Source organism: Nostoc edaphicum CCNP1411, assembly GCF_014023275.1.
Lineage (GTDB): Bacteria > Cyanobacteriota > Cyanobacteriia > Cyanobacteriales > Nostocaceae > Nostoc > Nostoc edaphicum_A.
In genome coordinates, this window is sequence record NZ_CP054698.1 from 1,298,077 (window position 1) to 1,323,577 (window position 25,501).

At 43.9% G+C, this 25,501-nt stretch carries 20 protein-coding genes and 1 tRNA gene; 15 read left to right on the top strand and 6 right to left on the bottom strand.

Annotated features, from left to right (window positions below; translation table 11 throughout):
* Positions 1–71: 71 nt before the first annotated feature.
* Positions 72–695, top strand: coding sequence for an exopolysaccharide biosynthesis protein (locus HUN01_RS08100; RefSeq protein ID WP_181930840.1), 624 nt, complete (start codon positions 72–74; stop codon positions 693–695).
* 133 nt (positions 696–828) lie between these two features.
* Here the strand turns inward: HUN01_RS08100 and HUN01_RS08105 are convergent, their stop codons facing one another.
* The 3 genes from HUN01_RS08105 to HUN01_RS08115 form a co-directional block, all read right to left on the bottom strand.
* The gene (locus HUN01_RS08105) at positions 829–1,386 is read right to left on the bottom strand and encodes a hypothetical protein (protein ID WP_181930841.1); all 558 of its coding nucleotides are present in this window, start codon (positions 1,384–1,386) and stop codon (positions 829–831) included.
* Between the two features lie 30 nt (positions 1,387–1,416).
* A complete protein-coding gene (locus HUN01_RS08110; RefSeq protein WP_181932967.1) occupies positions 1,417–1,617 on the bottom strand; it encodes a hypothetical protein in 201 nt (66 codons plus the stop codon).
* Positions 1,618–1,737: 120 nt separating this feature from the next.
* Complete coding sequence (locus HUN01_RS08115; protein ID WP_181930842.1) at positions 1,738–2,367, bottom strand: J domain-containing protein; 630 nt, start codon at positions 2,365–2,367, stop codon at positions 1,738–1,740.
* A 33-nt stretch (positions 2,368–2,400) separates the two neighbouring features.
* Between HUN01_RS08115 and HUN01_RS08120 the strand changes: the two genes are divergently transcribed.
* The 12 genes from HUN01_RS08120 to HUN01_RS08175 all read left to right on the top strand — a co-directional run bounded on the left by HUN01_RS08120 (position 2,401) and on the right by HUN01_RS08175 (position 21,246).
* Positions 2,401–3,498, top strand: coding sequence for a tocopherol cyclase family protein (locus HUN01_RS08120; RefSeq protein WP_181930843.1), 1,098 nt, complete (start codon positions 2,401–2,403; stop codon positions 3,496–3,498).
* A 33-nt stretch (positions 3,499–3,531) separates the two neighbouring features.
* Positions 3,532–3,605, top strand: a tRNA-Arg gene (locus tag HUN01_RS08125).
* A gap of 444 nt (positions 3,606–4,049) precedes the next feature.
* Positions 4,050–4,580: a YdcF family protein gene (locus tag HUN01_RS08130; protein WP_069071706.1), complete on the top strand. Its 531-nt coding sequence runs from the start codon at positions 4,050–4,052 to the stop codon at positions 4,578–4,580.
* A 345-nt stretch (positions 4,581–4,925) separates the two neighbouring features.
* The gene (locus HUN01_RS08135; RefSeq protein WP_069071707.1) at positions 4,926–6,089 is read left to right on the top strand and encodes a GuaB3 family IMP dehydrogenase-related protein; all 1,164 of its coding nucleotides are present in this window, start codon (positions 4,926–4,928) and stop codon (positions 6,087–6,089) included.
* 334 nt (positions 6,090–6,423) lie between these two features.
* Positions 6,424–6,720, top strand: a complete 297-nt coding sequence (gene rpsT, locus HUN01_RS08140; RefSeq protein WP_181930844.1) for a 30S ribosomal protein S20 — start codon at positions 6,424–6,426, stop codon at positions 6,718–6,720.
* 219 nt (positions 6,721–6,939) lie between these two features.
* Positions 6,940–7,737, top strand: coding sequence for a TatD family hydrolase (locus tag HUN01_RS08145; protein WP_181930845.1), 798 nt, complete (start codon positions 6,940–6,942; stop codon positions 7,735–7,737).
* A gap of 783 nt (positions 7,738–8,520) precedes the next feature.
* The gene (gene rpoB / locus HUN01_RS08150; protein WP_181930846.1) at positions 8,521–11,820 is read left to right on the top strand and encodes a DNA-directed RNA polymerase subunit beta; all 3,300 of its coding nucleotides are present in this window, start codon (positions 8,521–8,523) and stop codon (positions 11,818–11,820) included.
* A gap of 123 nt (positions 11,821–11,943) precedes the next feature.
* Positions 11,944–13,821 carry a DNA-directed RNA polymerase subunit gamma gene (locus HUN01_RS08155; RefSeq protein WP_179072683.1) on the top strand — a complete coding sequence of 626 codons (1,878 nt, stop codon included), beginning with the start codon at positions 11,944–11,946 and terminating at the stop codon, positions 13,819–13,821.
* Between the two features lie 105 nt (positions 13,822–13,926).
* Positions 13,927–17,976, top strand: coding sequence for a DNA-directed RNA polymerase subunit beta'' (locus tag HUN01_RS08160; protein ID WP_181930847.1), 4,050 nt, complete (start codon positions 13,927–13,929; stop codon positions 17,974–17,976).
* Between the two features lie 263 nt (positions 17,977–18,239).
* Positions 18,240–19,028, top strand: a complete 789-nt coding sequence (locus HUN01_RS08165; protein ID WP_181930848.1) for a class I SAM-dependent methyltransferase — start codon at positions 18,240–18,242, stop codon at positions 19,026–19,028.
* Between the two features lie 95 nt (positions 19,029–19,123).
* A complete protein-coding gene (locus HUN01_RS08170; protein ID WP_181930849.1) occupies positions 19,124–20,455 on the top strand; it encodes a hypothetical protein in 1,332 nt (443 codons plus the stop codon).
* Between the two features lie 257 nt (positions 20,456–20,712).
* On the top strand, positions 20,713–21,246 hold the full coding sequence (locus tag HUN01_RS08175; RefSeq protein WP_181930850.1) for an RICIN domain-containing protein: 534 nt from the start codon (positions 20,713–20,715) through the stop codon (positions 21,244–21,246).
* A gap of 70 nt (positions 21,247–21,316) precedes the next feature.
* Here HUN01_RS08175 and HUN01_RS08180 read toward each other — a convergent pair whose 3' ends face one another.
* The 3 genes from HUN01_RS08180 to HUN01_RS08190 all read right to left on the bottom strand — a co-directional run bounded on the left by HUN01_RS08180 (position 21,317) and on the right by HUN01_RS08190 (position 23,922).
* On the bottom strand, positions 21,317–21,760 hold the full coding sequence (locus HUN01_RS08180; RefSeq protein ID WP_181930851.1) for a response regulator: 444 nt from the start codon (positions 21,758–21,760) through the stop codon (positions 21,317–21,319).
* Between the two features lie 241 nt (positions 21,761–22,001).
* Positions 22,002–23,369 (bottom strand): DUF3370 domain-containing protein, encoded by a 1,368-nt coding sequence (locus HUN01_RS08185; RefSeq protein WP_181930852.1) that lies wholly within the window; start codon positions 23,367–23,369, stop codon positions 22,002–22,004.
* Positions 23,370–23,400: 31 nt separating this feature from the next.
* Positions 23,401–23,922 (bottom strand): pyroglutamyl-peptidase I family protein, encoded by a 522-nt coding sequence (locus HUN01_RS08190; RefSeq protein WP_181930853.1) that lies wholly within the window; start codon positions 23,920–23,922, stop codon positions 23,401–23,403.
* 58 nt (positions 23,923–23,980) lie between these two features.
* Between HUN01_RS08190 and hisH the strand changes: the two genes are divergently transcribed.
* The gene (hisH, locus tag HUN01_RS08195) at positions 23,981–24,616 is read left to right on the top strand and encodes an imidazole glycerol phosphate synthase subunit HisH (protein ID WP_181930854.1); all 636 of its coding nucleotides are present in this window, start codon (positions 23,981–23,983) and stop codon (positions 24,614–24,616) included.
* A gap of 84 nt (positions 24,617–24,700) precedes the next feature.
* On the top strand, positions 24,701–25,246 hold the full coding sequence (rsmD, locus tag HUN01_RS08200; protein ID WP_181930855.1) for a 16S rRNA (guanine(966)-N(2))-methyltransferase RsmD: 546 nt from the start codon (positions 24,701–24,703) through the stop codon (positions 25,244–25,246).
* The last annotated feature ends 255 nt before the right edge of the window (positions 25,247–25,501 follow it).

Sequence of the window (25,501 nt, forward strand, 5' to 3'; positions counted from 1 at the left end):
ATTGTCTTTGCTGACTTTGGCTTTTTAATTGGTATATTTACTTACTTAATCTTGCGGAATATTGGTAATCTATGGCTAAACTGTCTAACGAATTACAACGCTATTTTTTTGAGGAAGAACGACCCTCAAAAGTAACTTTGGCAGAGATTTTACTGTTAGCAAAAGAAAGAGTTTTTGGATTTTTGCTAGTTATTTTGTCTTTACCTTCCGCTTTGCCAGTTCCAGCACCGGGATACTCAACTCCTTTCGGCATCCTAATTTTTCTATTAGCGGTACAGCTAATTGCCGGCGCCAAAATCCCTTGGCTACCTGAGAGGATGATGAATCATCCTATACAACTCACAACAGTTCAGGGGTTTTTAAAGGCAGGGATTCCTTGGTTAAAAAGAATTGAAGCGATCGCTCGTCCTCGTTTGAGCTATATCTGTACTACTTTACCAGGTAGAGTGACCATTGGTGTAGCGATCGCCTTGATGGCAATTTCCATGATGATTCCCATTCCAGGAACTAATACCCTGCCAGCAATGGGAATTTTTGTAACTAGCTTTGGCTTATCGGAAGATGATGGTGCTATCAGCCTCGGTGGTTTAGTGATGTGTGTGCTGGGGGCAGTTTTAACTACTTCCATACTAGTGGCACTGGTTTGGGGTGGTTCCAGTCTTCTTGACATCATCAAGACTTGGTTAGGTCGTTAAAGGAGGCAGGAATTTAGATATTTAGATAACAGTAGTCCTAAATGATTTTGCTAGGGATTGTTAACTACGCCATAGATGTATCTCAATTGCCACGGCTGTTTCGCTGGGAAGTACAATCAAACTCTGATGTTAGCTAGGGATTAATGGCAGAATTAGCCATTTTTACTAAAGAAGTGCGATCGCCTGCTTTTAGCCCAACAACATATTGCACACCCTGTTGTCTCCAAGTCAAGGTAGCATCTGAGCAATTAGCACCACAAGTAAAATCCACAAAATAGCCAGTAATACCCTTAGCTAAGGATACACGTTTACCATTCAGGCGCGGTGTTTTGCGCGTTACTGCTTCAGCAGAAAGCACACCCAAACGACAGGCAGTTCCACCCGTACAGTCAGGACTGAAACCCAGTAGAATATCGTACTTCTTTGGCGTAGCAGCTTCTATAATTGCGTAAATTGGATTTTCCCCATCCGACTCAGGAATAAACTTTGGCAATAAAATCTTAATCTGAGTCTTTTGCTTTAATTTAGGCAGAATAGATTTAAAAACTGGGTGTAGCTGGATTTTACTCTGCTGTGCTATTAGTTGTGACTGGTTGTTGATAGTAGCTATGGCTGACTTGTGAAAGCTGCTAACGCTGACTGATAAAAATACAGCACACACAACACTAATATTTCTGAAACTTAAAATCATCTTTAAAAACCTATTTCATCTAATACCAATTTAATGTGAAGCTGCATAGAAAAGAGCTTCTAGAATAAAGTTATAAGAAGAGATAGATATTACCTGCTCAAGTGTAAGTTGGTCGAATATTTCTTGGATGCGACGCCTACGGCGGGCTACGTCTACTCGTAAAGTTTGTAAACAAGAGAAAAGTTGATTTTTGAGTGGTTTGAGGGTGCGTACAGATATTAGGCGTTGCATATTTAAGAATACTAAGAAATCAGCAGCAAATCTTACTACATTTAGTATTCCCAGATATAAGTATTATCTAACTTTAGGTTTGGTATCGCCGTCTAAAGTGCCTTAAACTATATTCGTTCCTTATCTCCAACGCCGATTTAGCCGCAGTAAACTTTTTATCCTCTGACAAAATCTTTCTACTAAAGGTGTAGTCTTTGATACATGCTTAGGTGAGCATGATCTACGTGTACTCCCCGGATTTCTTAACTCTTCTTCTATTTGTGCAGCTTTATTTAAATCTGAAGCGGCTCTATATTCATATCCCAATTGTGAGCAAACTAGCCCACGATATTTATATGCGTCAATGTAGTGAGGATTGAGACGAATTGCGTGGGTAAAATCTGCGATCGCATCCTCATATCTTCCTTCTGTAGCATTCTCTACTCCTAAAGTATAGAAAGTTTCTGCATCCCAACGATTGACAGATATTTTTGGCGGATTTTTAGGCGAAGATGAAGATGGATTTTTAGAAATAGGAGGCTCAGATGGACTTTCAGATTTGAGCTTATTGTAAGCTCCGTTGATTGATTTGATTTTTTCCTCAGCTTCCTGTTTTTGCTTTTGATCAACAAAGCGATCAGGATGCCAAATTTTCACCAGTTTACGGTAGGTTCGCTTCACCTGTGCTTGAGACGCACCGGGTTCCAGCCCCAGAATTTCATAAGCCTCATTGATATCGAAGCGTAAACGCTTCAGCTTGTCGTTAGACATCGCGCATACTGAAAAAATCGGCAACTATAATCTATGTTAACTATTCCGATGAATCTTCTCCAATCAACCCAAACGCCCCATTCTGGTTATCACTGGGATGGAAGTAGTCGCCGCTTCTTTGAAGGCTGGTATTATCGCGTCACGTTGCCGGAAATTGGACAGACATTCGCCTTTATGTACTCTATTGAAGACCCCATCGGCGATAAACCCCACAGTGGTGGTGCAGCCCAAATCCTCGGCCCAGATGATGAATATTTATGTCGTACTTTTCCTGATGTCAACAAATTTTGGGGTAGTCGGGATGTCCTAGGTTTAGGTCATTGGGGTAAAACCAATTTGCAAGTTTCTCCCCTATACCTCCTCCCAGCAGAGTTTGAGCATCATGTACAAGAAGGCTATCAAGCTACAGCCACCTTGAATCAGGGAATAATTTGCGATCGCGCCACCAATAATTATTGTCGTTGGGAGTATGAAATTCAACCAGTATACGGTTGGGGAAATCAAAACAGCATTCAGCAATCAACCGCAGGCTGGCTGTCATTCTTGCAGATTTTTGAACCCGGATGGCAAATTTTGATGGCTCACGGTTTAGCCAGTGGAAAGATTGACTGGAATGGCAAAATCTACGAATTCACCAACGCCCCAGCTTACGGAGAGAAAAATTGGGGTGGTGCTTTTCCTCAAAAATGGTTTTGGATAAATTGTAATTTCTTTGAAGGCGAACCCGAATTAGCATTAACTGCTGGCGGTGGGCGGCGGGGCGTGCTGTGGTGGATGGAATCTGTAGCGATGATTGGCTTGCACTATCAAGGCAAGTTTTATGAATTCGTTCCCTGGAATTCACAAGTAGAGTGGAAAATTCAGCCTTGGGGTAGATGGCAAATGAAAGCTAGTAACTCAAATTACGAAATTGAATTGACAGGAACCAGCCATCTACCTGCTGCACCTCTACGTGCGCCCACAGCAGAAGGTTTAAGATATTGTTGCCGAGACACTATGCAAGGAAAGCTAAATTTAGAGTTACGAGAACTAAATGGAAGAAAATCTAAAATAATCCTCAAAGCAGAAAGTCTTCTTTGTGGTTTAGAAGTAGGCGGCGGCTCTTGGGATAATTGTTGGCAGTCTGACTAAAACTACTGCTATAATTATATATGCTTCGCAGTTGGGGTTGTAGCTCAGTTGGATAGAGCGGACGCCTCCTAAGCGTCAGGTCGTGCGTTCAAGTCGCACCAGTCCCGTTTTTCAGGCAATTAACATATAACAATTTATCGGGGCACAGCATTACTTGTGCACCTACTATTAGTCTGTATTATATGCAATCGAAAAGAACTAGTACCGCAAGGCGGAATTAAAAATTAAAAATGAATACAGCATAAGTGTTTCGTTGATTTGGAATAATTGGTTTATTTCCGCCGTGTTGTACTAGATAAAGTGGTTACAACCCTTTGATGAATCGTCCGATACAGGTTAGGATAATCCATCAATTAGAGGGAAAACTTTAAGCACGCTTAACCGCGCTGCGCCACAAAAATCGACCAAATATAAATTTGGGCAGATTTTTTGGAAGTTTGCTACTCTACTATCAATTGTTTTTTCTTCTAGACAGAGAAAATTTTGGACTGAGTAAATTAAGTTATTGAGCCTTGAATAAGCTACTCTTTACAGGTAAATCTTTTCGTTTTATGGCTTTTGTCCTACCGCTATTCGTATGGTGGGGATACAAAGAAGTACAAAACCAATTTGTACAGCCGCAAGCAGTTATAGTGTTGGGTGGTTCAACGAGACGTTTAGAGAGAGAGAAGTTTACAGCAAAATTTGTTAGTGAGCATCCAAATATACCGATTTGGATTACTGGCGGTAGTCCACCTACATTCACCCAACGAGTGTTTACCAAAGCTGGTATTGATCCCAAACGTTTACACTTGGACTACGAAGCAGTAGATACAGTTACTAATTTTACTACGTTAGTAGATGATTTGCAAGCTCGTGGCATCAAGAGTGTTTACTTGATTACTTCAGACTTCCACATGCGCCGGGCTTGTGTCATCGGCGAAATTATTTTGGGTAGTCGGGGTATTTATTTAAAACCAGTGCCAGTTCCTTCAGAAAACCCCCCTGAATCTATCGAAAAATCGATTCGTGATGGAGCTAGAGCCATAATTTGGTTAGCAACTGGTTACACCGGTGTCGATGCTGCGAAAAAGAAACGGTAAATCAATTTGGGATTTTGGAAATGAAAATTTTCAAATTCAAAAACTTTATCGATATGAAATAAGACAAACTATTCCAAGTTGGTGACATTTATGGGAATTTGCATGATCTTGACCTAAGTCAATACAGGCAAATTCAGAGAACTAATGCCAATAATCTTGACATCAACTCAGTAAGAACAGACACCTCAAAGTATAATTTTTGAAAAACTAGCGCAACACTAACCTTCAAACAACACAGCAGCTTGGACTCTTCGGAGTAGTCTAGTATAGTTCTGGGAAAAAAACGCCCCAAGTTCTCCCACAATTTGATACCCTAGCTTAAACAGATTTGAGAAAATTTAAAGCGTGGAAATTCAACTTGGGCGGGGAAAAACAGCTCGCAGAGCTTACGGAATAGATGAAATTGCTCTAGCCCCCGGTAACAGAACACTAGACCCCAGTTTGGCGGATACTAAGTGGCGTATTGGCAATATTGAGCGAGAAATCCCGATAATTGCCAGTGCAATGGATGGTGTAGTAGATGTTCGTATGGCTGTACGTTTGTCACAGTTAGGAGCATTAGGTGTCCTCAATTTAGAGGGGATTCAAACTCGCTATGCTGACCCAGAGCCAATATTAGATCGGATTGCCTCTGTGGGGAAAGATGATTTTGTTGCCTTAATGCAAGAACTCTATGCCGAACCAATAAAACCGGAATTAATTGAACAACGTATTCAGGAAATTAAACAACAAGGTGGGATTGCGGCGGTAAGTGCAACTCCAGCCGGTGCAAGTAAATACGGTGAGGCGGTGGCAAAAGCTGGGGCCGATTTATTTTTTGTGCAGGCTACGGTAGTTTCTACTGCACATCTGTCACCAGAGTCTTTGGTACCACTTGATTTAGCAGAATTTTGCCGTTCCATGCCCATCCCCGTGGTGTTGGGGAATTGTGTGACTTACGAAGTCACTTTGAATTTGTTGAAAGCTGGGGCGGCTGGGGTACTGGTGGGAATTGGGCCTGGGGCGGCTTGTACGTCCCGTGGCGTGTTGGGTGTGGGTGTGCCACAAGCGACTGCGATCGCAGATTGTGCAGCAGCACGAGATGATTACTACAAGGAAACTGGCAACTATATCCCCATTATTGCTGATGGCGGTTTAATCACCGGTGGCGACATTTGCAAATGCATCGCCTGCGGTGCCGATGGTGTGATGATTGGTTCCCCCTTTGCCAGAGCCGAAGAAGCCCCAGGACGAGGTTATCATTGGGGTATGGCGACTCCCAGTCCAGTCTTACCCCGTGGCACCCGGATTCGCGTTGCCACAACCGGTAGCCTAGAGCAAATACTCATTGGCCCAGCCGGACTAGATGATGGCACTCACAATCTTTTAGGAGCCTTAAAGACGAGTATGGGTACTTTGGGAGCTAAAAATATTAAAGAAATGCAACAAGTGGAAGTTGTGATTGCGCCTTCCCTATTAACTGAGGGTAAAGTTTACCAAAAAGCTCAACAATTAGGTATGGGGAAATAAAGGGAATCGGGAGTAGGGAGTAGGAGATGGGGAGAAATAGCCCCATACCCAATGCCCACTCCCCACCTTTCCAGGGTAGGTATTTAAGAAAGGTTATAGATAGTTCACTGCTATGCTGGTTGTTAAGTTTTTGGGCGAAGGATGAAAAGCGTTTGGCACAACCCGCTGATTTACAATTTGAAGTTGCGCATGCTGCCTAGTCTTGCATACACTCTTGGTAGCCAGTGTGTTTAAAGAGAATTTTTTTAGGAAATTATAACATTGGCAATTTGGATGCTATATTAGTAAGTCTAGTAGTGTGTGTACATAATTAATAGTATTTTTGGAATTGACTGTGGCGAATACAAAGTCTGCTCTCAAGCGTGCCGAAATCGCAGAACGTAACCGACTGCGTAATAAAGCTTACAAATCAGCAGTCAAGACGCTGATGAAGAAATACTTTAATGCTGTAGCTGCCTGTACAGCTAATCCTACCCCAGAATTAAAACAAGAAGCACAGGCTCGGTTATCCGAGGCTTACGGCAAAATCGATAAAGCAATCAAACGGGGTGTCCTTCACCCCAACAATGGGGCAAGGAAAAAGTCAAGATTGGCTCACAGATTAAAACCCCTCACACAAACAGCTGAGTAGTCATTGGTCATTTGTCCTTTGTCATTGGTCACAAAACAAAAGGAGAAGTCTGAGCGCCGACTTTCAACGATAGCGCAGCTTTAGCGAGTCCGCTTACCCTTAACGGGAAGCAAGCTATTTGCAGCATTTCGTCGATTATCGCCTGCCTCCATCATCCCCAACGGGGTACAAAACTCCGGAAACAACAAATGACGAAGGACAAACAACAAAGGACAAAAGATGCAACTGATAGACACACACGTACATCTCAACTTTGATAGTTTTCAGCCGGATTTAGCAACTGTGCGATCGCGGTGGCAAGAAGCAGGTGTAGTGCGTTTGGTACATTCCTGTGTTCAGCCAGAGGAGTTTTCCAGTATTCAATCCATAGCCAAAGAGTTTCCCGAAATCAGCTTTGCAGTGGGATTACATCCTTTAGATGCTGATAAATGGAATAGCGAGACAGCCGAGAAAATCAAAACTTTAGCTAGTTCTGACTCGAATGTGGTAGCAATTGGGGAAATGGGGCTGGACTTTTACAAAGCTGATAACTACGAGCAACAGTACATGGTGTTCGAGTCACAGTTGGCGATCGCGTCTGAACTCAACTTACCAGTGATTATTCACTGCCGCGATGCTGCTGTAGCAACCAGAGAAGTGTTGCAAAAATGGCGGAAACTCAAAGGAGAAAGAGTGCGGGGTGTCATGCATTGTTGGGGAGGAACACCAGAAGAAACTCAATGGTTTCTGGATTTGGGCTTTTACATCAGCTTTAGCGGAACGGTAACGTTCAAAAACGCCAAAGCGATCCAATCCTCAGCTGCAATGGTGAGTCGCGATCGCCTACTGATTGAAACAGACTGTCCTTTCCTATCCCCAGTTCCGAAGCGGGGTGAGAGACGCAACGAACCTGCTTACGTGCTTTATGTAGCCGAGCAAGTAGCTAAACTGCGTCAGGAAACGGTAGAGGCGATCGCCCATCAAACCACCCAAAATGCCTGTAAATTATTCGGTCTGTCAATATCAGGTGTGCCCTAGTATATTTTGTCAAGTTGTGCTAAAAAAATATAACTCTAGGGGGACAAAAATATGCTAATATTATTCCCTCAAAAACATTTTGCTTGCGCCATAATGAGAAAGGAAGGAATTTAAAACTTTTCGTCTGAATTTTCCGTGCTGTTATGGCTTGGCCATCCCCCCAATCTCTACAAGCGGATGCTCTCCACACATGACTAATCGTGCCAATCCAAATTGAGCTAGACTTTTGCACAACATCAGCTTGGTGTGTATTAAACCTATTGAAAATCGTTAAACAAAATTGCCTTGTGAGTACAATTCAGCAAAATAAAGTGATTCTGATTCAAAGCCAACAAGGTACGGATCATTCCCTCAGTCTTAGGATATCGAGGATATCACTGAGAGTATAAACAGCGGGGTGGATTTAAGACACACCGAATGGAGCTGCGTCAGCAAATTAACGCGCTTTTTGGAGGGGAAGTGAGGAAAGTAGATCAAACTCAGGAATATCTCAGCATATTCTTTTTGAAATGGGGATTGGGCATGAGGCGTGGGGTGCAGAGTGGAAAGACTTTCAGCAACTTCTTTCCTGCTCCTCTGCTCCCACGTTTTCTATTTAAGAGCGATTACTCCGTTGTCAAAATGCTAATTCCAGCCAGCTTTAATCGCTGCGTTTGCCCACACCTGTAAACAACAAGTGTGTAAGAAAAAGTTCCCAAACAGCTAAGGACACTGGCTAGCAGTGGGAAGCGTTAAAGAGCAGTGTCCAAGGGAAAAGTTAACCAGGTTGACAAAGGTAGAGGCATGACTAAAGAAACATACATGGAACCCGCCTTTCTATTGCCCGACTTGATTGAAATCCAGCGGTCAAGCTTTCGCTGGTTTTTGGAAGAAGGGCTGATAGAAGAACTTAACTCCTTTAGTCCTATTACAGATTATACGGGCAAATTAGAACTCCACTTTTTAGGTCATAACTACAAACTCAAAGAACCAAAGTACAGCGTCGAAGAAGCCAAACGGCGGGACAGCACCTATGCCGTCCAAATGTATGTTCCCACACGTCTGATTAATAAAGAAACCGGGGAAATCAAAGAGCAAGAGGTATTCATTGGTGATTTGCCTTTAATGACCGATCGCGGGACGTTTATTATTAACGGAGCCGAGCGGGTAATTGTCAATCAAATCGTGCGATCGCCAGGAGTTTATTACAAATCAGAAATCGACAAAAACGGGCGACGTACTTATTCAGCTAGCTTAATTCCCAACCGAGGAGCATGGCTGAAATTTGAAACAGACCGTAACGATTTGGTGTGGGTACGCATCGACAAAACCCGCAAACTGTCAGCGCAGGTACTCCTAAAAGCTTTAGGGTTATCAGACAACGAAATCTTTGACGCCTTACGCCACCCCGAATATTTCCAAAAAACTATCGAAAAAGAAGGGCAATTCTCTGAAGAAGAAGCCCTCATGGAGTTATATCGGAAACTGCGTCCTGGTGAACCACCCACAGTATTAGGTGGACAACAACTGCTAGACTCTCGTTTCTTTGACCCGAAACGTTATGACCTTGGTCGCGTTGGACGGTACAAACTCAACAAGAAATTGCGCCTTTCAGTCCCAGACACCATGCGGGTGTTGACTGCTGGCGATATTTTGGCAGCCGTAGATTACCTAATTAACCTAGAGTATGACATCGGTAACATCGATGACATTGACCACTTAGGTAACCGTCGGGTGAGAAGCGTCGGTGAATTGCTGCAAAACCAAGTAAGAGTAGGTTTAAACCGCTTAGAGAGAATCATTCGGGAACGGATGACCGTATCCGATGCGGAAGTTCTAACCCCTGCTTCCTTGGTGAACCCCAAACCCTTGGTAGCAGCAATTAAAGAATTCTTTGGTTCCAGCCAATTAAGTCAGTTCATGGATCAAACCAATCCTCTCGCAGAACTGACCCACAAACGTCGTCTGAGTGCCCTTGGCCCTGGTGGTTTAACCCGCGAACGCGCTGGGTTTGCTGTGCGGGATATTCACCCTAGTCACTATGGGCGTATTTGTCCCATTGAGACACCAGAAGGCCCTAACGCCGGATTGATTGGCTCCTTAGCAACCCATGCGCGGGTTAACCTGTACGGCTTCCTCGAAACACCATTTAGACCTGTGGAAAATGGACGAGTCAGATTTGACTTGCCTCCAGCCTACATGACAGCCGATGAAGAAGACGATCTGCGGGTTGCTCCTGGGGATATTCCTGTAGATGAAACTGGGCACATTATTGGCCCACTAGTGCCAGTCCGTTATCGCCAAGAATTTTCCACCACAACACCAGAACAGGTGGATTACGTAGCAGTATCTCCCGTACAGATTGTGTCGGTAGCAACCAGCATGATTCCCTTCTTGGAGCATGATGACGCTAACCGAGCGCTGATGGGATCGAACATGCAACGGCAAGCAGTACCTCTGCTTAAGCCAGAACGTCCTCTAGTGGGTACTGGTTTGGAAGCCCAAGGAGCAAGAGACTCCGGGATGGTGATTGTATCGCGTACCGATGGCGATGTTACTTATGTGGATGCTACAGAAATTCGCGTCCGTCCTAAACCTAACACCTCCGAAATTAGATACACCCTTTCCAAGTACCAACGCTCAAACCAAGACACCTGTTTAAATCAGAAACCTCTCGTCCGCATTGGTGAACGGGTTGTTGCTGGTCAGGTATTGGCTGACGGCTCCTCCACCGAAGGCGGTGAATTGGCGCTAGGACAAAATATCGTCGTTGCCTACATGCCTTGGGAAGGCTACAACTACGAAGATGCGATTTTAATCTCTGAAAGACTGGTGCAGGATGATGTCTACACCTCAATTCACATTGAAAAATATGAAATTGAAGCTAGACAAACCAAACTGGGGCCAGAAGAAATTACCAGAGAAATTCCTAACGTCGGGGAAGATGCCTTGCGTCAGTTGGATGAACAAGGAATCATTCGTATAGGGGCATGGGTAGAAGCTGGAGATATCTTGGTGGGTAAGGTAACACCAAAAGGTGAATCTGACCAACCACCAGAAGAAAAACTATTGCGGGCGATTTTCGGTGAAAAAGCGCGGGATGTGCGCGACAATTCCCTGCGAGTCCCTAACGGTGAAAAAGGTCGCGTAGTTGATGTGCGCTTGTTTACTCGTGAACAAGGCGATGAACTGCCACCAGGAGCCAATATGGTAGTCCGGGTGTACGTTGCCCAAAAACGCAAAATCCAAGTTGGCGACAAAATGGCAGGTCGTCACGGTAATAAAGGGATTATTTCTCGGATATTACCGGCAGAAGATATGCCTTATTTACCCGATGGTTCACCAGTGGACATTGTACTTAACCCCTTGGGTGTACCCAGCCGGATGAATGTCGGACAAGTATTTGAATGCCTCTTGGGTTGGGCTGGTCAGACCTTGGGAGTCCGATTTAAGATTACTCCTTTTGACGAAATGTACGGTGAAGAGACATCTCGCCGAATCGTGCATGGCAAATTGCAAGAAGCACGAGACGAAACAGGGAAAGACTGGGTATATAACCCAGATAACCCAGGCAAAATCATGGTATATGACGGTCGTACAGGCGAACCCTTTGACCGAGCAATTACCATCGGTGTGGCTTACATGCTGAAACTGGTGCATTTGGTGGATGATAAGATTCACGCCCGTTCCACAGGCCCATACTCGCTGGTGACTCAGCAACCCTTGGGTGGTAAAGCACAACAAGGTGGTCAACGGTTTGGAGAAATGGAAGTGTGGGCATTGGAAGCCTTTGGTGCGGCTTACACCTTACAGGAATTGCTCACAGTTAAATCTGACGATATGCAAGGACGGAATGAAGCGTTAAATGCGATCGTTAAAGGTAAGGCAATTCCTCGTCCTGGAACTCCAGAATCCTTTAAGGTGCTAATGCGCGAGTTGCAATCATTAGGGTTGGATATTGCTGTACACAAGGTAGAAACCCAAGCAGACGGCAGTTCCCTAGATGTGGAAGTCGATTTGATGGCAGACCAATCAGCCCGTCGCACACCTCCTCGACCAACTTATGAATCTCTTTCCCGCGAATCGCTGGATGATGACGAATAAGAATTAGAGAATCGGGCATCGGGCATAGGGAATGGGAAAAATGCCCAATGCCCAATGCCCCGTTCCCAATGTTGTAAAACTAAATATACTCAAAACTCATAACTCGAAACTCAGCACTTAAGTATGAGACCTGCCCAAACTAATCAGTTTGACTACGTAAAAATCGGCTTGGCTTCCCCCGAACGCATTCGGCAGTGGGGCGAAAGAACATTGCCTAATGGTCAAGTAGTCGGTGAAGTTACCAAGCCAGAAACGATTAATTACCGAACTCTCAAGCCAGAAATGGATGGCTTATTTTGTGAGCGCATCTTTGGCCCAGCGAAAGATTGGGAATGCCATTGTGGTAAGTATAAAAGAGTTCGTCATAGAGGTATTGTCTGTGAGCGCTGTGGGGTAGAAGTCACCGAGTCACGGGTGCGTCGCCACCGTATGGGCTATATTAAACTCGCCGCACCAGTAGCTCACGTTTGGTATCTCAAAGGCATTCCTAGCTATATTTCCATCCTGTTGGATATGCCCTTGCGGGATGTCGAGCAGATTGTCTATTTCAACTCTTATGTTGTCCTGAGTGCAGGTAATGCCGAAACTTTAAGTTACAAACAACTTCTGAGTGAAGACCAGTGGTTGGAAATAGAAGACCAAATTTATAGCGAAGATTCTGTGCTGCAAGGCGTAGAGGTAGGTATTGGTGCTGAAGCGCTGTTGCGTTTGCTTGCCGATATCAATTTGGAACAAGAAGCCGAAAGCCTACGCGAAGAAATTGGCAACGCTAAGGGACAAAAGAGAGCCAAGCTAATTAAGCGACTGCGGGTGATTGATAACTTTATCGCCACTGGTTCTAAACCAGAGTGGATGGTAATGGCAGTTATTCCCGTAATTCCGCCCGACTTGCGCCCAATGGTGCAACTAGATGGCGGACGCTTTGCCACCAGCGATTTGAATGATTTGTATCGGCGGGTAATTAACCGTAACAATCGTTTGGCACGCTTACAAGAAATTTTAGCACCAGAGATTATTGTGCGGAACGAAAAGCGGATGCTGCAAGAAGCAGTGGATGCTTTGATTGACAATGGCCGTCGGGGACGCACTGTAGTAGGGGCAAATAACCGACCACTGAAATCTTTGTCCGACATTATTGAGGGTAAGCAAGGACGTTTCCGACAAAACTTGTTAGGTAAACGGGTTGACTACTCTGGACGTTCGGTAATTGTGGTCGGGCCAAAGCTGAAAATTCACCAGTGCGGTTTGCCTAGAGAAATGGCGATTGAGCTATTTCAGCCATTTGTAATTAACCGCCTGATTCGTAGCGGGATGGTAAATAACATCAAAGCTGCGAAAAAGCTGATATCCCGCAATGATCCCAGTGTTTGGGATGTGCTGGAAGAGGTGATTGAAGGACACCCTGTAATGCTAAACCGGGCACCAACATTGCACCGTTTGGGTATTCAGTCTTTTGAACCGATTTTAGTAGAAGGTAGAGCAATTCAACTGCATCCTCTGGTGTGTCCAGCGTTTAACGCCGACTTTGACGGCGACCAAATGGCGGTACACGTCCCTCTGTCGTTAGAAAGTCAAGCGGAAGCGCGGTTGTTGATGTTGGCTTCTAACAATATTTTGTCACCAGCCACAGGTAAACCGATCATCACGCCTAGCCAAGATATGGTGTTGGGAGCCTATTATTTAACAGCAGAAAATCCCGGTGCGACAAAAGGGGCAGGAAATTACTTTTCTTCGCTAGAGGATGTAATTATGGCTTTCCAGCAAGATCAAATTGACTTGCACGCCTATATTTACGTAAGGTTTGACGGCGAAATAGAATCAGACCAGCCGGATACAGAACCCGTGAAAGTGACGGAAAACGAGGATGGTACTCGCACATTACTCTATAAGTTCCGTCGAGTCAGACAAGACGCTAAGGGTAATGTACTTTCACAGTATATATACACAACTCCTGGCCGCGTTATTTACAACAATGCCATTCAGGAAGCACTAGCAAGTTAGGGAATAGGGCATGGGGCATAGCGCATGGGAAAAGTTACTAATGCCCCCAATGCCCAATGCCCAATGCCCGATGCCCAATGCCCAATGACTCAGGACTAATGATTAATGACTAACGAAAAAATGATTTTTCGCAATCGCGTGGTTGACAAAGGTCAACTGAGAAATTTAATTTCTTGGGCTTTTACGAATTATGGTACAGCGCGAACCGCAGTGATGGCGGACAAATTGAAAGATTTGGGATTTCGCTACGCTACCAAAGCAGGGGTTTCCATCAGTGTAGATGACTTGATGATACCACCAACTAAGCGATTGCTCTTAGAAGCAGCCGAGGAAGAAATTCGCGCTACTGAAACCCGTTATCAACGGGGAGAAATCACTGAAGTAGAACGCTTCCAAAAGGTAATCGATACCTGGAATGGTACCAGTGAAGCTTTGAAAGATGAAGTAGTCGTTCACTTCAAGAAGACTAATCCCCTAAACTCCGTATACATGATGGCATTCTCCGGTGCACGGGGTAACATCTCTCAAGTACGTCAGTTGGTGGGGATGCGGGGACTAATGGCAGATCCTCAAGGGGAAATTATCGATTTGCCCATCAAAACCAACTTCCGTGAAGGATTAACTGTGACGGAATATATTATTTCGTCTTACGGTGCCAGAAAAGGATTGGTGGATACTGCCTTACGGACGGCTGACTCTGGTTATCTCACCCGCCGATTAGTGGACGTATCCCAGGATGTAATTATTCGGGAATTTGATTGCGGTACCACAAGAGGTCTTGCCATTCGACCAATGACAGAAGGGGCCAAAACCTTGATTCCTCTAGCCACCCGCTTGATGGGACGGGTAATTGGCGAAGATGTGGTGCATCCGGTAACAAAAGAATTGATTGCAGCCCGCAATTCCCCAATTTCGGAAGATTTGGCGAAGAAAATTGAAAAATCTGGGGTGGGAGAAGTTGTGGTGCGATCGCCACTAACTTGTGAAGCCGCACGTTCTGTCTGTCAACACTGCTACGGCTGGAGTTTGGCACACGCCAAGATGGTGGACTTGGGCGAAGCTGTAGGGATTATTGCTGCTCAAAGTATCGGTGAACCTGGTACTCAGTTAACCATGCGGACATTCCACACTGGTGGGGTGTTTACTGGAGAAGTAGCGCAACAAGTTCGTTCCAAAATTGATGGGACTGTCAAACTTCCCCGCAAACTGAAAACCAGAACATATCGTACCCGCCACGGGGAAGATGCCCTTTATGTTGAAGCTAATGGCATCATGCTTTTGGAGCCAACAAAAGTAGGTGATGTTACTCCAGAGAACCAAGAGGTTCATCTTACCCAAGGTTCAACATTATATGTATTTGATGGAAATAAGGTAAAACAAGGGCAGTTGTTGGCAGAGGTCGCCCTTGGTGGACGGACAACTCGGACTAATACAGAAAAAGCAGTTAAAGACGTAGCCTCTGACTTAGCAGGGGAAGTGCAATTTGCCGAAGTTGTTCCAGAACAAAAAACTGACCGTCAAGGCAATACCACAACCACAGCCGCACGCGGTGGTTTGATTTGGATTTTGTCTGGAGAAGTTTATAACTTACCGCCAGGGGCCGAATTGGTGGTGAAAAATGGTGATGCGATCGCTTCCAATGGAGTTTTAGCAGAAACTAAGTTAACCAGTTTGCATGGTGGTGTGGTGCGCTTGCCCGAAGCTACACCAGGTAAGAGTACCAGGGAAATTGAGATTATCACCGCTTCTGTAGTCCTAGACCAGGCAACGGTGACAGTTCAAAGTTCCCAAGGTCGCAATAACTACTTAGTCTCCACTGGCAACAACCAAGTATTTAACCTCCGAGCTACACCAGGCACAAAAGTGCAAAATGGTCAAGTAGTAGCTGAGTTAATTGATGACCGCTATCGCACAACCACTGGTGGATTCCTGAAATTCGCAGGTGTTGAAGTCCAGAAAAAAGGTAAAGCCAAGCTGGGTTATGAAGTGGTGCAGGGTGGTACCTTATTGTGGATTCCTGAAGAAAGCCACGAAGTTAATAAAGATATCTCCTTGCTGTTAGTGGAAGATGGTCAGTTTGTAGAAGCTGGCACTGAGGTAGTGAAAGATATCTTCTGCCAAAACAGTGGTGTGGTAGAAGTCACCCAGAAAAACGACATCCTGCGGGAAGTGGTGGTGAAGCCAGGGGAACTGCTGATGGTGGACGATCCAGAATCAGTTATCGGGCGAGATAACACCTTCATCCAACCAGGTGAGGAATTCCAAGGCAACGTCGCCACGGAATTGCGTTATATCCAGTATGTAGAAACACCAGAAGGGCCCGCCCTGTTGAGTCGTCCAGTAGTTGAGTTTGCCGTACCGGATAATCCAGATGTGCCATCAACAACATCGGTAAGTCAAGAAACCGGGCGATCGATTCAGTTGCGAGCTGTGCAAAGACTGCCTTACAAAGATTCAGAACGGGTCAAATCTGTTGAAGGTGTGGAACTGCTGCGAACCCAGCTTGTGCTGGAAATTGAGCAAGAAGGGGAACAAGACCACAATGCCTCACCCTTAGCAGCAGATATTGAATTGGTTCAGGATACTGAAGACCCAGAAGTTCAACGTTTACAACTGGTGATTTTGGAATCCTTGGTAATTCGTCGAGACATTACCGCCGATGCTACTCAAGGTAGCACCCAGACAACACTTGAGGTACATGATGGGTTAACCATTGCCCCCGGTTCTGTGGTCGCACGCACCCAAATCTTGTGTAAAGAAGGTGGAGAAGTGCGGGGCGTTAAAAAAGGAACCGAAAACGTGCGTCGCTGTTTGGTGTTGCGCGACGCTGACAGGCTTCCCATTAATACTAGTACGCAGCCCAAGGTGAAAGTGGGTGACTTGCTAGTAGAAGGTACAGAAGTTGCTCCTGGAGTTTTTGCCCCAGAATCAGGGCAAGTGGTGGATATCAAAAGTGTCGCTGCTGGATCTGGTGGGGAGTCAGCTTTGAGTACTAAAAACTACGTTATTACTACCCGCATCGGTCGCCCTTATCGAGTCAGCCCTGGTGCTGTGTTGCAGATAGAAGATGGCGATTTGGTGCAACGGGGTGATAACTTGGTGTTGCTGGTGTTTGAACGCGCCAAAACCGGAGATATCATTCAAGGTTTGCCCCGGATTGAGGAACTACTTGAAGCTCGGAAACCGAAAGAAGCGTGCATTCTATGCCGGCGGGGAGGAGAAGTTAAGGTAGTTTACGCTGAGAGTGGTGATGAAGCGATCGCCATCAAGGTCGTAGAATCAAATGGCGTGGTGACAGATTATCCTCTGGGGCCAGGACAAAATTTGATTGTCCCCGATGGATCTTATGTTTTGGCTGGACAACCCTTAACTGATGGCCCATCCAATCCCCACGAAATTTTGGAAATCTTCTTTAGCTTGGGTTCTGAAGATGGAATCTATGCTTGTGCCAGCATTGCCTTGCAGAAGGTACAGACTTTCTTGGTGAATGAAGTGCAAATGGTGTATCAGTCTCAAGGGATTGATATTTCCGATAAGCACATTGAAGTGATTGTTCGCCAGATGACCAACAAAGTGCGGATTGATGATGGTGGTGACACCACCATGCTTCCGGGCGAATTGGTGGAACTGCGTCAAGTTGAGCAGGTGAACGAAGCGATGGCAATTACAGGCGGTGCGCGGGCACAGTATACCCCAGTATTGTTGGGGATCACCAAAGCATCCTTGAACACCGACAGCTTTATTTCCGCCGCATCCTTCCAAGAGACAACACGGGTACTTACTGAAGCAGCTATTGAAGGCAAATCTGACTGGCTGCGGGGATTAAAGGAAAACGTGATTATCGGGCGATTGATTCCGGCTGGTACTGGGTACAATACCTATGAAGAACCAGGAGCGATCGATGATTATGCTGCTGAGATTAGCAGTAGTGTCTTAGATGAAGTTGATGATCCCTTGGATATGGTCTTAGATGACCGCACAGCTCGCACCTATAATTTAGATTCTCCGACTCTTGGAGAATCTGGTTTTGGCAGCAGACGCGCAGAAAGGTCAGTTCTAGATGACGAAGATGAATTAATCGCCGATGAAGTAGCAGACGACGACGATTACGAGGAAGAAGAGGAAGACGACGAAGATGATTTCGACGATGAATAGAGACTTGAAATTTCGTGTCTCTATTAAAAGGTAAAAGGTAACATCAAGCCTAGTACGTGGTTTATTACTGTCTTAACAGTAATAAACCACTTTTCATTAGGAGTCTGCTCGATTACCCATAAAAAAACTATCCCACCCCTTGACACAGGCCAGCAATCAATACTATTAATCAGTTAAACATTTTAAACTTAGAAAAAAAAGTTAAACGTATCTAAAGCTTGTAACTATTTAATAAAACGAACATTAAAAAAGCCAGTGATTCCATGCACAATCGCCAAAGGTTGGTTGATTTGAGACGCACTCATTTCCAGAAACGCTTACCTCTAAATCAGCAAGTCATTAACTTAGCAGGAAATATAGATACCCATGCCTTCTTAAGAAACCCAGCCTCTCACAACATTTTTCTTTATCTGACAAACTACGTAAAAGTTTTTTCTGAGTATTGGTTTAAGACAAGCTCAAATAAGATACGCGTTCTTGATTGGGGGTGTGGTAAAGGACATATTTCCTTTTTAATGCGTGAAATGGATGTCCAAATCACCAGTTGTGATGTGCGCGGTACTGGTACTGGTGACTCAGCTTTTGGTCAGACTACACCCATTATAGAGAAAGCATCCCTAACGGTTGTTCCTCTAGAACATCCTTATTTACTTCCCTTCGACGATGCCAGCTTTGATCTCGTTTTAAGTTTTGGAGTCCTTGAACACGTTCCCAATGATCTTGCTTCTCTCGATGAGATTCATCGAGTGTTAAAACCAGAGGGTCTTTTCTTTTGTTTTTTCCTTCCCTACTACTTTTCCTGGACTCAGCGTTTAGCTCATTTGCGGGGAGACTTTTATCATGACCGCTTGTATTCCAAAAAAATGGTAAAAGACCTCCTCAAGCAAACCAACTTTGAACTGCTTGACCTTTGGCATAGGCAACTTCTACCTAAAAATAGTATTTCATACGCCAATTACCACGTTTTTGAATCTGTAGACCAATGGCTGAGTGAAAACACACCCTTTAAATACATTGGAACTAACATTGAATTTGTTGCTTTTAAAAGTTAGGCTGCTCGTTTCGTGAGCATGAATCTAGCTATTGCTAGATGCTGTAATTCTCTCAAACGCTATAATCTACATCTGTTGCACTGAGAGATTAACTTGTGGATGTCATATTAGAACGATCGCACCAATTAAAGCAAGCCTTAGTTGATTTTGTCCTTGATGCTGAAGGCGAACTGGCAAAAGCACTGGAAACTTATGCCGCAGCACAGTCGCGCCGTGGAAGTGGGGATAGTACACAGCAGGACTTAATCATCGATAGCTTTCTGACAGCCGGGAAAGTGGGTGAGAAGTCACCATTAGAGTTGTTTATCGAAAGCCATCCAGATTTAGAAGAAAGCGATCGCAACCTGATCAACAGTTGGCATCATAGTTTTATTGGCTTATTTGCCATAACTAATCTTTTACCTGATGGCTTTGAATTGATGAACTGGTTGACAGATAAACGCTACATCGTCAAGCCAAACAATACTCAAACATTACAGGCAATATCTCGGCTGAAAGTCGGAGAAATCTTGCTCACTCGCATTTCTCCCGTTACCGATAGCTACTGGATGTTATCTGGCCCCTACACAATAATGGGTAAATTAGGTAAACCAAAACTTGCTGTAGCAATTGGTAATTTCAAAGAAAACTATAAAAGTAATCTTTACAGCGATGCTCCAGACTTGCTAGAAGAAGCTTGGCATTCAGTAGAACAATATCATCAGCAGTTTGTGGACTTTTTTGGTACTGATGAAATCACACTATCTGGATACCATCTGAATAAAAAAATAGCAGAATTTCAAGAAGTAATTACTGAAAAAACCTTTGCAGCCGCAGGAATTGATACTTCTAAATCCTTGACCGAAGTGGCAGAGGCGGCTGGTATCACAGATGAGGAAATCAAAGCAGCAGCACAAGAATTTGGTGCTGACTCAAATGCAGTTTCTCAGATGTTTAACAGCAAAAGCAGCAATAGCAAAATGGTGATGCCAAAGGTTGATTTGCCTGCTGAACTCAAGAAAGCAGAACAGGTAACGGCTCTTTCTCATCCTCGGTGGGGACAAATGTTTTTACCTACATATAGTAAGGTACAAGCAATTTTATCCGCAGAGGACTGGCAAAGTGTTCAAGGGGCGGAAAAACTAGTTCGCTACTACCTTGAAGATAAAAGTATTAATGCCTTTATTTGGCATCGATTAGCGCAACAGTATCCAACTCAATTAGAAAATGTGTTGCAAACATTTTTGCAACGTCCAGAATTTAGGCTTGAAAGTGACTTGGATAGACTTTTGCAAGAATTCCACAAACCTCTTGAGCCAGAGTTGCCAGACATTGCCAGTGTACCCATACATTTACATAACTTATTTCAGGAAGCTTTAGGAGAAGTTAACAAAACTAAGCCAAAGGGTAAGGGGCAACAAAAGCTAGCAAAGGGGTTTCAAGTTTAAGTGTATTCTCTGTCTTTTTCATGCAATCAAGTTGATTTTTAGAACACCAACTTTTGATACAGAATCAAAAAGGCAGAGATGACACCCAAATAATGTAACGTTACGTTGGTGGCGAAGACTGGGAGTGCTTGTTGGAAGGTAGAAAATTAAATTAAGAATGCCCTCAAATTTGGCTAGATATTTTCCAAATGAAAATTCTTGGTGTGCAGCAAAGATGTATGATTAATGCATTTATAAATTAAAGGTATTACTTAGCCATGCCGATTAATCTCAGTAAAATTCTGAGGAAAATTGTATTATTAGCTATGATAGTTTCTGCCTCTGCTACTTTGCCGCCAGTAAAAGAGGGAATTGCTCAGTCAACTGATAATCGTTTACGAACACAGTTTACAGGGTTAAATAAGTGTTTAGATATTATCAATGATGGAGAAAACAATAAACTGATCATGGCTAAGTGTGGTAACTTCTCAGGACAGTTTTGGAGCATACAACCTACTCAGTCTCGTGGATATTATCGTTTACGCACAAAGTTTACAGGGTCAAATAAGTGTTTAGATATCATCAATGATGGAGAAAACAATAAACTGATCATGGCTAAGTGTGGTAACTTCTCAGGACAGTTTTGGAGCATACAACCTACTCAGTCTCGTGGATATTATCGTTTACGAACACAGTTTACAGAGTCAAATAAGTGTTTAGATATCATCAATGATGGAGAAAACAATAAACTGATCATGGCTAAGTGTGGTAACTTCTCAGGACAATTGTGGAATTTATCGTCAGGTCTTTGAAAGTCTGCTAGCTTCAGCTGAGTAGTTTGTAGAAGTGTACAGCTAGCTTTACACTTCCAAAACCGAGTATTTACATACAAGTATCGGTAGATAGCAGGTAAACAATCTCACTTACGATTTCTTCTGGACTCTCAAGCTTGACTATAAATCGATTAAAACCAGCATTCAAAGCCTTATCACTTGAGACTTCCCGTGTATAAGAAGTGATAGCGATCGCAGGCAACTCTCTTAGGGATGAGCAAGAATGCACTCGAATTTGCTCAATTAACCAATTTCCATCATGATCGGGCAACTTCATATTGCACAGCAGAATATCGGGATGAAGCGATTCGACCAAAACAAGGGCTTCTTCTGCATCAGTTAAAGCCATCACCTCTGCACCTGCTGCTTCCAAAATGAAGGTGAGCAAATCTGCAATATCAGGCTCATCTTCTACCAGTAAAATCGTGGTTCCAATAAGGTTCTGGAGCGAATTTAACTCAGTTTCTTGGTTGATTTTTTGATCGGTTGTCATGCCGTCCCTTTATTGCGTGCTATAGTCTCCTATTTCTATTGCAACCCATAGAGCGGAATAAGTATTCACCCTAAATACACAAACTTGGGGTGAAAAGCACTTCTATATAGTTAAATTATAGTTAAATTTCTTAATATTTTGTCTATTTGGTGATGGGGTTTTTGTAGTACTCACGAACTTGACTAATATTTTTTGGTAATAGGTAATTGGAGAAAAGCTATTACCCATTACCCATGACTCATTATCGAGGTTCAGCCTGAGTTGACACTGTTAATACTTGCGGTGGTGTAGCATCCGGCGGATAGAGAAAGTCTACTTCTACCAAAGAGCGATCGCCTGGTTTCAGATTTAATAAAACTAAAGGTTCCCCTGGTTGACCCCTCTTTTGCACTAAATGCACAAACTGAGTTTGTGGCTGATTTTGGTCATTTCTGTAACGTACCCGCACTGTCCCTCGGAAGAATACTTGACGGGCTGGTGTACTAAAAAAGCGTAACCCTGGTTTGAATAACTGATCCTCCTTGAGTGGTGTTTGTATGGATAAACTAACTGTTTGAGGACTTTGAGTATTGTTGTGTAGCGGCAACTTTAGATTATATTGAATTCCATAGTTGCCATGAGCGCGATATGCGGTGTCAGGATAGCGCACCAGCATAGGCGCACTTTGAATTTGACCAGTTCCTAAGGTACCGCCATGCAGGCTACTCAGAGCGTAAGAAAACACTTGACCAGGCTGGGGAATAGTTAGATACCTGGCTTTAGGATTATCTACTAATAAGGCTCTCCATCGTGAACCAGCAGCCACTCCAGCAACACGCCCATAAATTCTTGGCTTGCCAGTTTCTTCTAAAGGAGTGGGGATTTTATCGCGTGGCCCTGACACATCACTATTATTAAGTAAATTTTGCCACTCTTCTAAAGTAGGCGATCGCTCACTGCCATCAGGATTCTCCCGTGCAAACATGGCTAGGCTAGCTGCATAGACAGTGCCATTACTTTGCAATCGCATGAATGTAGACCGACCATTTAAGGGTGGTGTCAATCCCTGCACAGGAATTGGTAAATTTAGTAACATCTGACTTTGCCCAGATGGAATCTCAATTTGGGCAGGAAAAATCTCTTGTCGCCTTCCCCTAAGTACATCAGACATGACGCGATCGCCTGGCCCGGCAAAAATTTTACCTAAAAGATTTTGGCTAAAGGATGGTAATTGAATAAATGGTGCATCCGGTTGACTTAAATAACTCGCCGCTTGCCAAATATTTACCTTCACCGGTTCCGAACTAGGGTTATGCAAAATTATCCCTAGATAGAGCGTTCGCAAATTCTCTGCTGGTTCAGCCTTAGCAACATGATGGGCAAAAATATCAAATCGTCCTCGAAAGGGAAAATTCAGATGTGCCGTTGGTACTTTTTTGCCATCTGGTGGAAAAGTCGAGAGTAAAATGCCTTCTTTCAAAACCAATTCTGGACTATTGCTATTAAAGGTTGGCACTGTATCCAATTGACCTAGTAAAGGACGTACTTCTTGTATTTGCACGACTTCTTCAGGTGGTGGTGTAGCAGGAGTTGATTGGGCAACTGGGAAAATTAGTAATAATGGCAACATATACTTAGATATTTCTTTCACCATACAGACATTAACAACTTGATGAAAGTGCCAGATTGTTAATAATTAATACGAAATCGGCAAGAATCCCCATCAAATTTTCTTGATTGAGAACCGGAACGTGAACAAAAATACAACGTGCCGTGAGTTGATTTTGGCTTAAGTAGTCCAACACTGAATAGTAAAGACCCTCACAGACAAATTTTCCACAGTCGTGGCTAATCTGAATTGCTACTGCTCCTGTTACTAATTTTTCTAAATCAACTTCTGTCTGCAAAACCATTTCTTTACAGCTAGCAACTGCTTCCACACTTAATTGTGTACGGCTTGCAGCCATGCCACAACAGATGATGTAATCAGGTTGGATTGCCTTGATTTTTTCCATTACCTGAGTGCTGGCAAGTTGCACATCTACGGGTAACTGGCGTAAAAAAGTTAAGTGATGTGGTAGCAACTCAAGTTTGCTAACTTCAAGTAATAAATCATCAGAAGAATTTGACTGTTGATCTTTTAGCCAAGTGTCAAAAGAAGTTAATAGAATTCTTTTCTTCATAACAAATATTATTTAGAATAGAAAAACCCTCCATAATAAATTTACAAGGAGCAGGTAAATGCCAGTAATTGCGGTCGTAGATTACGAGATGGGAAATTTGCACTCAGTCTGCAAAGGCTTGGAAAAAGCTGGGGCAACTCCTAAAGTTACTTATTCTTCAAAGGAATTAGAGCAGGCAGATGCTATAGTCCTACCGGGAGTGGGAGCATTTGACCCAGCAGTGCAACACCTGCGATCGCGTGGTTTAGAACAACCGATTAAAGAAGCGATCGCATCTGGAAAACCTTTCTTAGGAATTTGTTTAGGATTGCAAATTCTCTTTGAATCAAGTGCCGAAGGTACTCAACCAGGACTGGGAATTATCAAAGGAAAAGTGCGGCGGTTTCGTCCAGAACCTGACATCACTATTCCTCACATGGGTTGGAATCAATTGGAAGTGACTCAACCAAAAAGTATTTTGTGGGAGCATTTACCATCAGATCCTTGGGTGTATTTTGTCCATTCCTACTATGTTGACCCAGTAGACCCGCTAATCCGTGCAGCAACCATCACTCACGGTACTCAAACCATCACAGCTGCGATCGCCCATGAAAACCTGATGGCAGTCCAATTTCACCCCGAAAAATCCTCTAATATCGGATTGCAAATCCTGTCTAATTTCGTTGCTCAAGTCCGCGAAAAAATTCCTGCCTAATATTCTTTTTGTCATTTGTTTTTTGTCCTTTGTCTAAAATTAATGACTAATGACCAATGACTAATGACTAATGACTAATAACCAATGAGCCTGAGAATTTACGGTAATCGTCAGCTAAAAACTTTACCAGGGAAAGAAACTAGACCCACTAGTGCGCGGGTAAGAGAGGCAGTCTTTAATATTTGGCAAGGAGAAATTGCAGGTTGTCGCTGGCTAGATTTGTGCGCCGGTAGTGGTTCAATGGGCGCAGAGGCTTTGTGTAGAGGAGCCAGCCTAGTAGTGGGAATTGAACAATCGAGCCGAGCCTGTGCCACCATCCAACAAAATTGGCAGCAGGTAGCTAATGCCGACCAGGAATTTCGGGTATCACGGGGAGATATTACCCAGCAGTTAAAGACTTTATCAGGCAAGCAATTTGATAGAATCTACTTTGATCCACCTTATGCCAGTGGATTGTACCAGCCAGTATTAGAAGCGATCGCTCACCATCAACTTTTAGCTCCTAACGGTGAAATCGCAGTTGAACACGCCTCACAAGGTTGGACACCGCCAGAGATTCCCCTTTGGGAAATTTGCCGCCAGAAAGTTTACGGCAACACATCACTTACTTTCTACAAAATTGTGGAATGAGAGGAGAGGGAGAATATTCAGAGAGCAAGGGGAGATGAGGCAGCAGAGGAAGCAAGTAAACAATAGACTTCTTGCAGAAGTGGTTAAAGGGGAAGGGGGAAAGGGGAAAGGATGGAATTTTCCCTTTAACCTTTAACCTTTCCCCAACATCTTGCAAAAGTTACTTTTGCAAGATGTCTAATTATTATTCCCCCTCGTCTTCCTCAGCCTCATCATCTCCCTCACTCAAAACTCAGCACGGGCTAAACGCCCCGC